The following is a 13317-nucleotide window of genomic DNA, read 5'->3' as shown; positions in this document are numbered from 1 at the left end:
CGACGACAAGGCCGGCATCGAGGCCGACATCGCCAAGTGGTTCGACATCTTCCCGCGCCTGAAAGAGCGCTCGGCGCAGCTGGCCGGCACCCTGTCGGGCGGCGAGCAGCAGATGCTGGCCATGGCGCGCGCGCTGATGTGCCACCCGACGCTGCTGCTGCTGGACGAGCCGTCGATGGGCCTGTCGCCCATCATGGTCGACAAGATCTTCGAAGTGATCCGCAACGTCTCGAAGGAGGGCATCACCATCCTGCTGGTCGAGCAGAACGCCAAGCTGGCGCTGCAGGCGGCGCACCGCGGCTACGTGATGGACTCCGGCCTCATCACCATGACCGGCAACGCCAGCGATATGCTGGACGATCCGAGGGTGAAAGCCGCCTACCTTGGCGAATAGCAAAATGGGGTCAGGGTTCATTTTGCCGTGACGGAAAATTAACCCTGGCCCCGTTATGATTTACACTGGTGGCTCCCCGCTACGGAGCCGCCCGCATGAGTCTCAAGTCGCTGCCTGAACTGCTTACACTGGAACAGCTGATCGAGGATGGCGGGGACTTGCTGAAGGCCAGCGTGGCCTGCACGGTGGCGGCAGACAGCCAGCAGTTCCCGGTCTATCTGCTGACCATGGGCAGCAGCGACCCGGCCGCGCCGGCACTGGGTTTCTTCGGCGGCATCCACGGCCTGGAGCGCATCGGCACCCAGGTTCTCCTTTCCTTTCTTCAAAGCCTGGTGGCGCGTTCGCGCTGGGACCACGGCCTGCACCACTTGCTGCAGAGCGTGCGCCTGGTGTTCATGCCGCTGGTGAATCCGGGCGGCATGTGGCAGGCCACGCGCTGCAATCCGCAAGGCGTCGACCTGATGCGCAACTCGCCGGTGCAGGCCAGCGAGCGCGTGCCTTTCCTGCTGGGCGGGCAGCGTGCCACGCCCATGCTGCCGTGGTACCGGGGCGCGTTCGGCGCGCCCATGGAAGCCGAGAGCCGCGCCGTGTGCGAGGTGGTGGAGCGCGAACTGCTGCCGCGCCAGTTCAGCCTGAGCCTGGATTGCCATTCCGGCTTCGGCCTGCGCGACCGCATCTGGTTTCCGCATGCGCACACCCGCACGCCGATCGCGCACCTGCCCGAGATCGCGGCGCTGGAGGAGCTGTTTACGGCCAGCTATCCGCACCACAACTACACCTTCGAGCCGCAGAGCCTGCAATACCGCACCCATGGCGACTTGTGGGACCACCTCTACCTGAGGTTCGAGCGCGGCGGCGCGCGCAGCGGCGAGGCCGAGGGGCATGACAGGGTATTCCTGCCGCTGACGCTGGAGATGGGCTCGTGGCTGTGGGTGAAGAAGAATCCGCGCCAGCTGTTTTCCCGCCTGGGCGCCTTCAATCCGACCGCCGCGCACCGCCTGCAGCGCGTGCTGCGCAGCCACCTGGTGTGGTTCGAGTTCTTGATGCGGGCGGCCAATGCGCATGCGCGCTGGCTGCCGGACGCGCCGGCGCGGCTGCATCAGCGCAAGCGCGCGCTGGCGCGCTGGTACGGGCTGGGAGCGGCGGCATGAACTGGGTATTCCTGCGCGGGCTGATGCGCGAGAGCCGGCACTGGGGCGAGTTCCCGGACCAGTTCCGCGCGGCGCTGCCTGAGGCCGACATCGTGACGCCGGATCTGCCCGGCAACGGCGCCAACCGGCATCTGCGCAGCCCGCTGTCGGTGCAGGGCATGGTGGAGGCTTGCCGCGCCGGCCTGCGCGCGCGCGGCAAGCAGGGTCCGTACAACTTGCTGGCGCTGTCGCTGGGGGCGATGGTGGCGGTGCAGTGGCAGGCCAGCTATCCGGACGAGGTGGCGCGCTGCGTGCTGCTCAATACCAGCATGCGGCCGTTCAGCCGCTTTTACCAGCGCTTGCGCTGGCAGAACTACCCGGCCATCGTGCGGCAGCTGGTGCTGGGCGGGGCGCGGCGCCAGGAGCAACTGGCGCTCAGGCTCACCAGCGTGGTCCACGGCGGCGACACGCGCGACAGCGAATTGCTCAAGCGCTGGATCGACTATCACAACGAGTTTCCCGTCTCGCGCCTGAACGCGCTGCGCCAGCTGACGGCTGCGGCGCGCTTCCATGCCCCGCAGCGCCACCGCGGCGCGGCGCCGCTGCTGGTGCTGGCGGGCGCGCGCGACGGCCTGGTCGATCCACGGTGTTCGCAGCGCCTGGCGCAGGCATGGGGGGCGGATTACCGCGTGCATCCGGACGCGGGGCACGACCTGCCGCTGGACGACGGCCCGTGGGTGGCGCGGCAGGTGGCGCAGTGGCTGGCGGCGCAGGACGAAAAAAAGCCCCGGACGAGCCGGGGCTGATGAAGGACATCCGCCAGAGAGGACACCACGGATGCCGAGGAGACCAGAGCGGAGCCGGCCTATGCGGCCGGCGCTTCATGCATTACTTCTTGGCAGCCGGAGCAACCTTGGAAGCGGCAGCGGCGAACTGGTTCACGGCGGCGTTCAGGTTGGTTTCGATGGCTTCGCCAGCTTGCTTGGCGGACTTGGTGAATTGCTCGTAACCGGCGCTGGCGTTGCCCAGGGTCGATTTCAGCAGGGCGATCGCGTTTTCCGAACCGGCTGGTGCGTTCTTGCTCACTTCGTCAACCAGCGAGATTACTTTGCGGTTGGTTTCGGCGATTTGCGTTTCAGCGGCACGGCTGAATTCAGCCTGGGTGCCGGAAGCGATGGCTGCCAGATGACGGCCGTAGGCAATGGTTTTCTCGGCGGTTGGCTGAACCTGGGCGGCAGCCAGCGAGAAGAATTCTTGTGGATCCTTAGCCGACAGCAGCTGCTTGGCGGCAACCGAGGACTCTTCCAGCGAGGCTTTGGCGGCGGTCAGGTTCAGGTCGACCAGCTTTTCCACGCCTTCGAAGGCTTTGGCGGTCAGCGACGAGAAGATCGCGAATTGGCTCTCAAAGTTGGCTTTGGTCGCATTGGAAAATTGCTCAGGGATAGAAAACATGTAAATCTCCAGTCTTGAAGTGATTTAAGCGATGTAAGCGTTAGATGCTGCTGAAAGCTACCTGCAGTAAAACGATGACGCGATTCTTTCAGGCCGAACAACAAATTGTGCAACGCAACAAACCCGATTTTACGGACTTAAATATTTAAGTCAAGCGATTTTTGTGCGTTGCACAAAGGAACCTACTCGGGCCGGTTTGCCCTGTATTTCCGGGCGGAACGATGGAATTGATGTAGATCAACTTTGCTGCACCCGCAGCAGGACGAGGCCCGCCCCCGGATGCCGAGGCCGGCGCCGTGCTAGACTCTATGGCTTCCGTGCAACATCCACTCGCTGGCTGGGCGCGCCTGATACTTTTGGTAGTCAATATGCCCAAATCCGCTTCTTTCCTGTCACCCATTCCACTGTTTTTCGTGTTCCTGTGGAGCACCGGCTTCATTGTTGCCAAGTTCGGCTTGCCGTATGCGCCGCCGCTGACCTTCCTGCTGCTGCGCTTCCTGGGCGTGCTGGCCATCTTGCTGCCGCTGGTGCTGCTGATGCGCGCACCCTGGCCGCGCGGCAAGATCAAGGAAGTGGCGCTGGCCGGACTGCTGATGCAGGCAGGCTACCTGGCCGGCGTGTGGTGCGCCATCAAGCTGGGCATGCCGGCCGGGCTGACCGCGCTGATCGTGGGCATGCAGCCCATCCTCACGGCCATGGCAGCGCCGCTGATCGGCGAGACGGTACGGCCGCGCCAGTGGCTGGGACTGGTGTTCGGCCTGGGCGGCGTGGCGCTGGTGGTGTACGCCAAGATCACGCTGGTGGGCCTGTCCTGGCAAGCCTTGCTGCTATGCGTGTTCGCGCTGCTGTCGATTACCGTTGGCACCATGTACCAGCGCCGCCACTGCCCGCAGTTCGACTTGCGCACCGGCACCATTATTCAGTTCGCGGCATCTTTTGTGGTGGTCCTGCCATTTGCGCTGTATTTTGAAAGCTTTACTGACATACAATGGACTGTGCGCTTCGTCGGCGCGCTGGCCTGGTCCGTGCTGGCGTTGTCGATCGGCGCGATTTTCCTGCTGTTCGCACTGATACGCCGCAGCGACGCCACCCAGGTGACCAGCTTGCTGTACCTGACGCCGCCGACCACCGCCGTGATGGCCTGGCTGATGTTCGGCGAAGCGTTCAGCTTGCTGGGCGTGGCCGGGATGGCGCTGGCGGTGCTGGGCGTCGTATTTGTAGTGAAGCAACCGAAATAAGTGTTAGGAAGCGAGCCTCATGATCACCACTCCAGACCAGCAGGCGGTGGATGCCGCCATCACGTCCCGGCGCTCGATCCGCGCGTTTCTGCCCACGCCGGTGGCGCGCGAAGACATCGAACAGCTGCTGCAGGTGGCCGCGCGCGCGCCGTCCGGCACCAATACCCAGCCGTGGAAAGTGTATGTGCTGACCGGCGAGAAAAAACAGCTATTGTCCGAGCGCATATTGGCCGCACATACTGATCCAGAGCAGGCGAAATTACACACTGAAGAGTATGCCTATTACCCGCGCGAGTGGGTGTCGCCGTATGTCGACCGGCGACGCAAGGTGGGCTGGGATCTGTACGCGCTGCTGGGACTGACCCGCGACAACAAGGCCGGCATGGCAGCCCAGCACGGCCGCAACTATGCTTTCTTCGACGCCCCGGTGGGGCTGATGTTTACGATAGACCGCGTGATGGAGCAGGGGTCCTGGCTGGACTATGGCATGTTCCTGCAGAACATCATGGTGGCCGCGCGCGGGCGCGGACTCGATACCTGTCCGCAGGCGGCCTTCACCCAGTACCACAGGATTATCCGCGACGTGCTGGACTTGCCTGACCATGAAATGGTGGTGTGCGGCATGTCGCTGGGCTATGCCGACCCGGCCCGGATCGAGAATAGTTTGATAACCGAGCGCGAGCCGGCTGCGCATTTTGTTAAATTTGTAGCGTGAACAAGCTGTGGTTTTACGGTGCAATGCGGGATGGATTTCGCTTGCGCGGCTGTGGGGTTTTGCTACACTGCAACAAGAATAGTCTCACTGCATTGGGGAACTGAAATGGTTAAATTTACCTTGGGCGCGATACTCGCCTTGCTGTGCGTCTCCTTGCCCGCGTCGGCGGCCCATGCGGGGGAGAGCGCGCGCAAGCCCGCAGTGAAGAAAAGCAAGGCCACGCCGCGCCGCCAGTCCATGGTGCTGCAGGCGGGCGCCTCGGTGCCGCGCGAGCGCACCGTGCGCCGCGTGATGGTGGTCAACGGCAAGCGCAAGGTGGTCTACCAGAAGGTGACCAATGTGGGCGAAGGCCTGGCGCGGCCGACCATGGGCGACCTGGCCGGCCTGCACCTGACGCGCGATCCGCTCGACCTGAAATCGAACGTGGCCTTTGTGCTGGACCAGGCCAATTCGGAAATCCTGTTTGAGAAGAATGCCGGCGTGGCGCTGCCGATCGCCTCCATCACCAAGATGATGACCGGCCTGGTGGTGGTGGAAGCCAACCAGGACATGAACGAGATCCTGACCGTCACCGACGAGGACGTCGATCACGCCAAGTTCAGCAGCTCGCGCCTGCGCGTGGGCGCGCAGCTGACGCGCGCCAACATGCTGCACATTGCCCTGATGAGTTCCGAGAACCGCGCCGCGTCCGCGCTGGGCCGCCACTATCCGGGCGGCTTGCCGGCCTTCGTCGACGCGATGAACGCCAAAGCCCAGGCGCTGGGCATGACCGACACCCACTATGTGGATTCCAGCGGCCTGTCGAAAATGAACGTGGCCAGCGCGCGCGACCTGGCCAAGCTGGCCATGGCCGCTTACCAGCATCCGGTGCTGCGCGAGTATTCCACCGACGCGAAGGCGGTGGTGGAGGCGAATGGCCGTCCGATGCAGTTCGGCACCACCAACCGCCTGATCGCCACGCCGGGCTGGGAAATCGGCTTGCAGAAAACCGGCTTCATCAACGAAGCGGGCCGCTGCATGCTGATGCAGGCGGTGATCCAGGGCCGCGCCGTGATCATGGTGCTGCTCGACGCCAAGGGTTCCGCCGCGCGCGCCGCCGATGCGGGCCGCATGCGTAAATGGCTGGAAGCGCTGAAACCGGCCGGCTTGTCGACCGATGTGCTGGGGGGCGGCACGGTCAGTGGCGGCAACCTCGGCGGCGGCACCGTCAGCGGCGGCATGAGCCCCGCCGTCGCGGCCGACGTCAGCGGCGGCGGCAATCCTGCTTATTCCGCCGGCATGTAACCCAGGGTGGCGGAAATCTGGTTGGCCGTGGTGACCAGGTCTTCCAGCCATTCTTCCTGCAGGCGGTCGGCCGGCGCCGAGATCGACAGGCCGGCGATCAGCTTGCCGCTGTCGTCGCGGATGCCGGCCGCCATGCAGCGCACACCCAGTTCCAGTTCTTCATTGTCGCGCGCATAGCCGCGCGCCCGCACCAGGCTGAGCTCGCGCTCCAGCTTGGCCAGATCCGTGATCGAATTCTTGTTGTGCCCGGCCAGTCCGGTGCGCGTGGCATAGGCGCGGATGGCTTTCGGCTCGTCCACCGACAGGAACAGCTTGCCGGTCGATGTCAGGTGCAGCGGGCCGCGTCCGCCGATGGCGCGCACCACCTGCATGCCGGAGCGCTCCGAGAAGGCGCGGTCGATGTAGACGATCTCGTCGCCCTGGCGCACCGACAGGTTGATGGTCTGCTGGGTCTTCTTGTGCAGCGAGCGCATGAAGTCCAGCGCTGCCTCGCGCACGGACAGGCGGCTCTTCACCACGTTGCCCAGTTCCAGCAGGCGCATGCCAAGGCGGTAGGTGCCCGGTTCGATGCGGTCGACAAAGCGCGTCAGCACCATGTCGTTGAGGATGCGGTGCGCGGTGGACGGGTGCAGGCCGGAAACCTTGGACAGTTCCTTCAGGCTCACCGGGTCCGGGTACTTGGCCAGCGCGTCGAGCAGGGCAACCATGCGCTCGATCACCTGGATGGTGGTTTTTTGCTCCGGAACGGATTCGATTTTCATGATGTGGTTGGTGCAGTGCAGTATTTAGTCTCTACTTTATACCATGATGTGAAAAAAATGGGAATTCCGGCGCGCGTTTTCCCTATGGCGAAGGCATAATGACGCAGCGTATCAAACCCGGACAGGCATATGGAACAACCAGTTAGCGAATTCAAAAGCAAAAGCGGCATCAAACGGATCTACTCCGCAGTGTTGTATTCCTTCGACGGCCTGAAGACGGCGTGGCGCCACGAGCACGCGTTCCGGCAGGAGCTGATGCTGTTCGCGGCCGGTACGGTGGTGGCGCTGCTGCTGCCGGTGTCGGCCTTCCAGAAGCTGGTGCTGGTGGCGCCGCTGGTGCTGATGCTGATCGTGGAGCTGATCAACTCCGCCATCGAAGCGGTGGTGGACCGTATTTCGCTGGAGCGCCACCCGCTGTCGAAGAACGCCAAGGACCTGGGCAGCGCGGCCGTGCTGCTGGCCGGCCTGCTGGCGGCGCTGACCTGGACGGTGGTGCTGGTGCAGCGCTTCTGGTGAGCCCTTATGCCTTGCGCGTATATAAAACTGCTAAAACCTTCGTTCTCATTTATATAAAGCAACGATAACCTACAGCTTCTGAGGTCCTAACTACAACGGGGTATTCTGATGCTGTCCAAAAAAATTATCGCTGCAACTGTTTTCGCTGCCGCTGCCGCTGCCACCTTCGCTCCGGCGCTGGCCGCCGAGTTCAGCCTGCTGAACGTCTCCTATGATCCAACCCGTGAGCTGTACGCGGACGTCAACGCCGCCTTCGCCAAGGACTACAAGGCCAAGACCGGCGACACCATCAAGATCAAGCAGTCGCACGGCGGCTCCGGCAAGCAGGGCCGCGCAGTCATCGACGGCCTGGAAGCGGACGTGGTGACCCTGGCGCTGGCCTACGACATCGACGCCATCGCCGAGCGCAGCCTGCTGAACAAGGACTGGCAGAAGCGCCTGGGCCACAACAGCACGCCGTACAGCTCCACCATCGTGTTCCTGGTACGCAAGGGCAATCCCAAAGGCATCAAGGACTGGAACGACCTGGTCAAGCCGGGCGTGGCCGTCATCACGCCGAACCCGAAAACCTCGGGCGGCGCGCGCTGGAACCACCTGGCCGCCTACGGCTATGCGCTGCGCCAGCAGGGCGGCAGCGACGCCACCGCCAAGGAATTCCTGAAGAAACTGTACAAGAACGTGCCGGTGCTCGATTCCGGTGCGCGCGGCGCCACCACCACCTTCGTCGAACGCGGCATTGGCGACGTGCTGATCGCGTGGGAAAACGAAGCCCTGCTGGCAATCAAGGAGCTGGGCCCGAACAAGGTGGAAATCGTGGCGCCGTCGGTCAGCATCCTGGCCGAGCCGCCGGTGGCCGTGGTCGATAAAGTGGTCGACAAGCGCGGCACCCGCAAAGTGGCGGAAGCCTACCTGAACTTCCTCTACACCGACGAGGCGCAGGAACTGATCGCCAAGAACTACTACCGTCCTACCGTGGAGAAGGAAGCCCGGAAGTATGCGGCCCAGTTCCCCAACGTGAAGCTGTTCACGCTGGCGCAGGTGGCCGGCGACTGGAGCAGCGCGCAAAAGGTGCACTTCGCTGACGGCGGCGTGTTCGACCAGATCTACGCCCCGGGCAGCAAGTAATCCCGGACCGGCCAGGAGCGCGGCGATGGCGGGCGTGTTGTCGAAGTTTCGCGTGCTGGTCGCTCCCGGCCTGCACGGCAGCGGACCGGAGCACTGGCAGAGCCGCTGGCAGCGCCTGTACCCGTCCTTCGAGCGGATCGAGCAGGACCATTGGGACCAGCCGGACCTGGCGGCCTGGTCGGCCCGTGTCAGCCGGGTGCGGCAGCAGGACCGCCGTCCGGCGCTGATCGTGGCGCACAGCTTCGGCACGCTGGCTTCGGTGCACAGCGTGGCGCGCCATCTGGCCGGCGCGGCTGGAGCGGCGCCGGTGGCCGGCCTGCTGCTGGTGGCGCCGGCGGATCCGGACAAGTTCGGCGTGGCCGCGCAACTGCCCCGGGAGCGCCTGCCGTGCCCGTCCATCGTGCTAGCCAGCAGCAACGACCCGTGGATGACGGCCGGGCATGCGGCGCTGTGGGCGCGGCGCTGGGGCAGCCAATTCATCAATCTCGGCGCGCTGGGGCACATCAACGCGGAGTCCGGCCTGGGCGACTGGCTGCCTGGCCAACGCCACTTGCAAAAGTTGGCGGAACAGGCGCACAATGAACAGATCGTCAATATTTTCTAGGAGACCTTTATGACATTACGTTTGGGCGACACCGCCCCCGATTTCGAGCAGCAATCCTCCGTCGGACCGATCAAGTTCCATGAATGGGCGGGCAACTCCTGGGTGGTGCTGTTCTCGCACCCGGCCGATTTCACCCCGGTGTGCACCACCGAACTGGGCCTGACCGCCAAGCTGAAGCCGGAATTCGACAAGCGCAACGTGAAAGCCATCGCGCTGTCGGTCGATCCGGTGGAATCGCATGCCGCCTGGATCAAGGACATCGAAGACACGCAGAAGACCGTGGTGGGCTTCCCCATCATCGCCGACGCCGACAAGAAGGTCGCCAACCTGTACGACATGATCCACCCCGAGCAGTCCGCCACGGCCACCGTGCGCACGCTGTTCGTGATCGACCCGAACAAGAAGATCCGCCTGTCCATCACCTACCCGATGAGCACCGGCCGCAACTTCGACGAAGTGCTGCGCGTGATCGACGCCCTGCAGCTGACCGACGGCTACACCGTGGCCACGCCCGGCAACTGGAAAGATGGCGACGACGTCATCATTCCGTTGACCGTGCAAGACCCGGACGTGCTCAAGCAAAAGTACCCGAAAGGCTTCAAAGCCGAGCGTCCTTACCTGCGGGTAACGCCGCAGCCGAACAAGTAATGCAATAAATCGCCCTTCGGCGCATAAGCAAATAGAATTTTCGTTGTTTGCATTCGCGACAAGTCTGTATACCCTTGCGTTTCTTAAGGGGAATCTATGGACTTGTCGTTTGTTGCATCGGGTTTTGGGGTCGGCCTGCTGGTCGGCATGACTGGCGTGGGCGGCGGTTCGCTGATGACGCCCATCCTGACCCTGCTATTCGGCGTTTCCCCTTCCGTCGCGGTCGGCACCGACCTGGCCTTCGCGGCCGTGACCAAGAGTGCCGGCACCTTCACGCACCGCCTGCGCAACACCGTGCGCTGGGACATCGTGCGCCTGCTGTGCCTGGGCGCCGTGCCCGCCGCCGTCGCCGCCGCCATCGCCCTCAAGCAGTTCGGCTCGCTGGACAAGGAAATCGGCCAGATCATCCGCTACTCCATCGCCGGCTCGGTGCTGCTGACCGTGGTCGCCATCCTGTTCCGCAGCAAGATGCTGGGCTGGATCAACACCCATCCCGAACGCCAGCTGCAAGGCCGCGCGCTGGACACGGCCACCGTGGTGTCGGGCGCCGTGCTGGGCGTGCTCGTCACGGTCTCCTCCATCGGCGCCGGCGCCATCGGCGCCACGCTGCTGGTGCTGATGTATCCGCGCCTGAGCCCGGCGGAAGTGGCAGGCACCGACATCGCCTATGCGGTGCCGCTGACCGCGGTGGCCGCCGTGGGCCACTGGTGGCTGGGTTCGATCGACTGGATGCTGCTGCTGACCCTGCTGGTCGGTTCCGTGCCCGGCATCACCATCGGCTCCTGGTTTGCGCGCGCCGTGCCCGAGCGCGTGCTGCGCGGCCTGCTGGCCGCCACGCTGACCGCGGTTGCCGCGAAGCTGCTGGCCTGACCTGCCAATTTGATAGCACACTGGCAAATTCACATCTAAGCAAATGACAATTGCGTCGTTTGCTTCATAACTCCTCTATGCGATTATCCGGGCCTAAACTCGGAATTGTAATAAGAGGAGTATTCATGTCTGCAGTCGCCATCCCGGTCGCAGCGCCGGTGACGTTCAAGTCCAGGAGCGCCCCATTCCGGGTGATGCCCGGCTTTAAGCTGTCGCTGGGCTTCACCATCTTCTACCTGTCGCTGATCGTGCTGATCCCGCTGTCGGCGGTGTTCCTGAAAACCTTCACCATGACGTGGGACCAGTTCTGGGGCGCGGTCACCTCCGAACGCGTGATGGCTTCCTACCGGCTGACCTTCGGCGCCTCGCTGATCGGCGCCTTCATCAACGCCGTCTTCGGCTTCATCGTGGCCTGGGTGCTGGTGCGCTACCAGTTCCCCGGCAAGCGCATCGTGGACGCGCTGGTGGATTTGCCGTTCGCGCTGCCCACCGCCGTGGCCGGCATCACGCTGACGGCCCTGTACTCGTCCAACGGCTGGTTCGGCACCTTCCTGGAAGGCACGCTGGGCCTGAAGGTCGCCTTCACGCCGCTGGGCGTGGTGGTGGCGCTGACCTTCATCGGCTTGCCCTTCGTGGTGCGTACGGTGCAGCCGGTGCTGGAGGACGCCGAGCGCGAACTGGAGGAGGCCGCCGCCAGCCTGGGCGCCAGCGCGCTGCAGACCTTTGTGCGCGTGGTGTTCCCCACCGTGCTGCCGTCGCTGATGACCGGCTTCGCGCTGGCCTTCGCGCGCGCCACCGGCGAGTACGGCTCGGTGATCTTCATCGCCGGCAACATGCCGATGGTGTCGGAAATTACGCCGCTGTTCATCATCACCAAGCTGGAGCAGTACGACTACGCCGGCGCCACCGCGATCGCCGTGGTGATGCTGCTGATCTCCTTCGTGCTGCTGCTGTCCATCAATCTGCTGCAAGCCTGGGCTCGCGGAAAGTCGGGGAAATAAATGAACGCTCCAACCACGCCTATCGCTGCGCCGCGCCGCGGCGAACTGGCCTCGGCGCCGAACATCCTGGAACCGCTGTGGGTGCGCGGCGTCCTGATCGCCGTCGCGCTGACCTTTTTGACGCTGTTCCTGTTCGTGCCGCTGGTGGCCGTGTTCGCCGAAGCGCTGAAAAAGGGCTGGGACGTGTACGCCTCGGCCATTGTCGAGGACGACGCCATCGCCGCCATCAAGCTGACCCTGATCACGGCCGCCATTGCCGTGCCGCTGAACCTGGTGTTCGGCGTGGCCGCGTCCTGGTGCATCGCCAAATTCGAGTTCCGCGGCAAGAGCTTTTTGCTGACGCTGATCGACCTGCCGTTCTCGGTGTCGCCGGTGATTTCCGGCCTGATCTACGTGCTGCTGTTCGGCGCGCAGGGCTGGTTCGGCCCCTGGCTGGCCGAGCACGACATCAAGATCCTGTTCGCCGTGCCGGGCATCGTGCTGGCCACCATCTTCGTCACCTTCCCCTTCGTGGCGCGCGAGCTGATCCCGCTGATGCAGGCGCAGGGCAGCGAAGAGGAGGAGGCCGCCATCGTGCTGGGCGCGTCCGGCTGGCAGACCTTCTTCCGCGTGACCCTGCCCAACATCAAGTGGGGCCTGCTGTACGGCGTGATCCTGTGCAACGCGCGCGCCATGGGCGAGTTCGGCGCGGTGTCGGTGGTGTCCGGCCACATCCGCGGCGAGACCAACACGGTGCCGCTGCAGGTCGAGATCCTCTACAACGAATACAACTTTGCGGCCGCGTTCGCCGTGGCCTCGCTGCTGGCACTGCTGGCGCTGGTCACCCTGGCCCTGAAATCCTTTATCGCCTGGCGTCTGCATGAAGACTATGCCGGCGTGCACAACGAACATTAAGCGGAGTACAAGCCATGACGATCGCAGTCAAAAACATCAACAAGCGCTTCGGCGACTTCACCGCGCTGAACAATGTGTCGCTGGACTTTCCCACCGGCGAACTGACCGCATTGCTGGGCCCGTCCGGCTGCGGCAAGACCACGCTGCTGCGTTGCATCGCTGGCCTGGAGCACCCGGATTCGGGCCAGGTCCTGCTGGACGGCAAGGACGCGTCGGACCGCCACGTGCGCGAGCGCCAGGTGGGCTTTGTGTTCCAGCACTACGCGCTGTTCAAGCATATGACGGTGTTCGAGAACGTGGCCTTCGGCCTGCGCGTGAAGTCGCGCGCCGAGCGCCCGTCCGAAGCGCAGATCAAGAAGAAGGTCATGGACCTGCTTGGCCTGGTGCAGCTGGACTGGCTGGCCGAGCGCTATCCGCCGCAGCTGTCCGGCGGCCAACGCCAGCGTATCGCCCTGGCGCGTGCGCTGGCGGTGGAGCCGCGCGTGCTGCTGCTGGACGAGCCGTTCGGCGCGCTGGACGCGAAAGTGCGCAAGGAACTGCGCCGCTGGCTGCGCCGCCTGCACGACGAGCTGCACGTGACCAGCATCTTCGTCACCCACGACCAGGAGGAAGCGCTGGAAGTGGCCGACCAGGTGGTGCTGATGAACAAGGGTAACGTCGAGCAGATCGGCGCGCCGGACCAGGT

At 64.3% G+C, this 13317-nt stretch carries 16 protein-coding genes; 14 read left to right on the top strand and 2 right to left on the bottom strand.

Going from position 1 to position 13317, the window contains the following annotated elements:
• The 3 genes from AC6H42_RS01415 to AC6H42_RS01405 form a co-directional block, all read left to right on the top strand.
• Positions 1 to 394: ABC transporter ATP-binding protein (locus AC6H42_RS01415; protein ID WP_497547244.1), on the top strand; the 394-nt coding region annotated here is incomplete at its 5' end.
• A 95-nt stretch (positions 395 to 489) separates the two neighbouring features.
• Positions 490 to 1545 (top strand): M14 family zinc carboxypeptidase, encoded by a 1056-nt coding sequence (locus AC6H42_RS01410; protein WP_057157463.1) that lies wholly within the window; start codon positions 490 to 492, stop codon positions 1543 to 1545.
• Positions 1542 to 2330, top strand: coding sequence for an alpha/beta fold hydrolase (locus AC6H42_RS01405; RefSeq protein ID WP_057157464.1), 789 nt, complete (start codon positions 1542 to 1544; stop codon positions 2328 to 2330). Before AC6H42_RS01410 ends, AC6H42_RS01405 begins: the two co-directional genes overlap by 4 nt.
• An 82-nt stretch (positions 2331 to 2412) precedes the next feature.
• Here the strand turns inward: AC6H42_RS01405 and AC6H42_RS01400 are convergent, their stop codons facing one another.
• The gene (locus AC6H42_RS01400; protein WP_056393826.1) at positions 2413 to 2976 is read right to left on the bottom strand and encodes a phasin family protein; all 564 of its coding nucleotides are present in this window, start codon (positions 2974 to 2976) and stop codon (positions 2413 to 2415) included.
• 368 nt (positions 2977 to 3344) lie between these two features.
• Here AC6H42_RS01400 and AC6H42_RS01395 point away from each other — a divergent pair, with 368 nt between their 5' ends.
• The 3 genes from AC6H42_RS01395 to AC6H42_RS01385 all read left to right on the top strand — a co-directional run bounded on the left by AC6H42_RS01395 (position 3345) and on the right by AC6H42_RS01385 (position 6213).
• Positions 3345 to 4214: a DMT family transporter gene (locus AC6H42_RS01395; RefSeq protein ID WP_057157465.1), complete on the top strand. Its 870-nt coding sequence runs from the start codon at positions 3345 to 3347 to the stop codon at positions 4212 to 4214.
• 19 nt (positions 4215 to 4233) lie between these two features.
• A complete protein-coding gene (locus AC6H42_RS01390) occupies positions 4234 to 4929 on the top strand; it encodes a nitroreductase (RefSeq protein ID WP_057157466.1) in 696 nt (231 codons plus the stop codon).
• 105 nt (positions 4930 to 5034) lie between these two features.
• A complete protein-coding gene (locus tag AC6H42_RS01385) occupies positions 5035 to 6213 on the top strand; it encodes a serine hydrolase (RefSeq protein ID WP_082552101.1) in 1179 nt (392 codons plus the stop codon).
• On the opposite strand, the gene AC6H42_RS01380 is transcribed toward AC6H42_RS01385, so the two are convergent.
• Complete coding sequence (locus AC6H42_RS01380; protein ID WP_057157467.1) at positions 6195 to 6974, bottom strand: IclR family transcriptional regulator; 780 nt, start codon at positions 6972 to 6974, stop codon at positions 6195 to 6197. The two genes, AC6H42_RS01385 and AC6H42_RS01380, sit on opposite strands and share 19 nt — an antisense overlap.
• A 129-nt stretch (positions 6975 to 7103) precedes the next feature.
• Here AC6H42_RS01380 and AC6H42_RS01375 point away from each other — a divergent pair, with 129 nt between their 5' ends.
• From AC6H42_RS01375 to AC6H42_RS01340, 8 genes are all read left to right on the top strand, one after another.
• Positions 7104 to 7490, top strand: a complete 387-nt coding sequence (locus AC6H42_RS01375) for a diacylglycerol kinase (RefSeq protein WP_057157468.1) — start codon at positions 7104 to 7106, stop codon at positions 7488 to 7490.
• 108 nt (positions 7491 to 7598) lie between these two features.
• The gene (locus tag AC6H42_RS01370) at positions 7599 to 8615 is read left to right on the top strand and encodes a sulfate ABC transporter substrate-binding protein (protein WP_057157469.1); all 1017 of its coding nucleotides are present in this window, start codon (positions 7599 to 7601) and stop codon (positions 8613 to 8615) included.
• 25 nt (positions 8616 to 8640) lie between these two features.
• Positions 8641 to 9219 carry an RBBP9/YdeN family alpha/beta hydrolase gene (locus AC6H42_RS01365; RefSeq protein WP_497547243.1) on the top strand — a complete coding sequence of 193 codons (579 nt, stop codon included), beginning with the start codon at positions 8641 to 8643 and terminating at the stop codon, positions 9217 to 9219.
• Positions 9220 to 9228: 9 nt separating this feature from the next.
• Entirely contained in the window at positions 9229 to 9867 is a 639-nt protein-coding gene (locus AC6H42_RS01360; protein ID WP_057157471.1) for a peroxiredoxin, read from the top strand.
• Between the two features lie 96 nt (positions 9868 to 9963).
• Positions 9964 to 10737 carry a sulfite exporter TauE/SafE family protein gene (locus AC6H42_RS01355; RefSeq protein WP_057157472.1) on the top strand — a complete coding sequence of 258 codons (774 nt, stop codon included), beginning with the start codon at positions 9964 to 9966 and terminating at the stop codon, positions 10735 to 10737.
• Positions 10738 to 10931: 194 nt separating this feature from the next.
• Positions 10932 to 11738, top strand: coding sequence for a sulfate ABC transporter permease subunit CysT (cysT, locus tag AC6H42_RS01350; protein ID WP_057157473.1), 807 nt, complete (start codon positions 10932 to 10934; stop codon positions 11736 to 11738).
• Entirely contained in the window at positions 11739 to 12632 is an 894-nt protein-coding gene (gene cysW, locus AC6H42_RS01345) for a sulfate ABC transporter permease subunit CysW (protein WP_057157474.1), read from the top strand. It abuts the gene before it with no gap.
• Between the two features lie 14 nt (positions 12633 to 12646).
• A partial coding sequence (locus AC6H42_RS01340; protein ID WP_497547242.1) for a sulfate/molybdate ABC transporter ATP-binding protein occupies positions 12647 to 13317 on the top strand: 671 nt, incomplete at its 3' end.

The organism is Massilia sp. NBRC 108631 (genome assembly GCF_059704565.1).
This window is presented reverse-complemented; position numbering and strand designations above follow the sequence as displayed.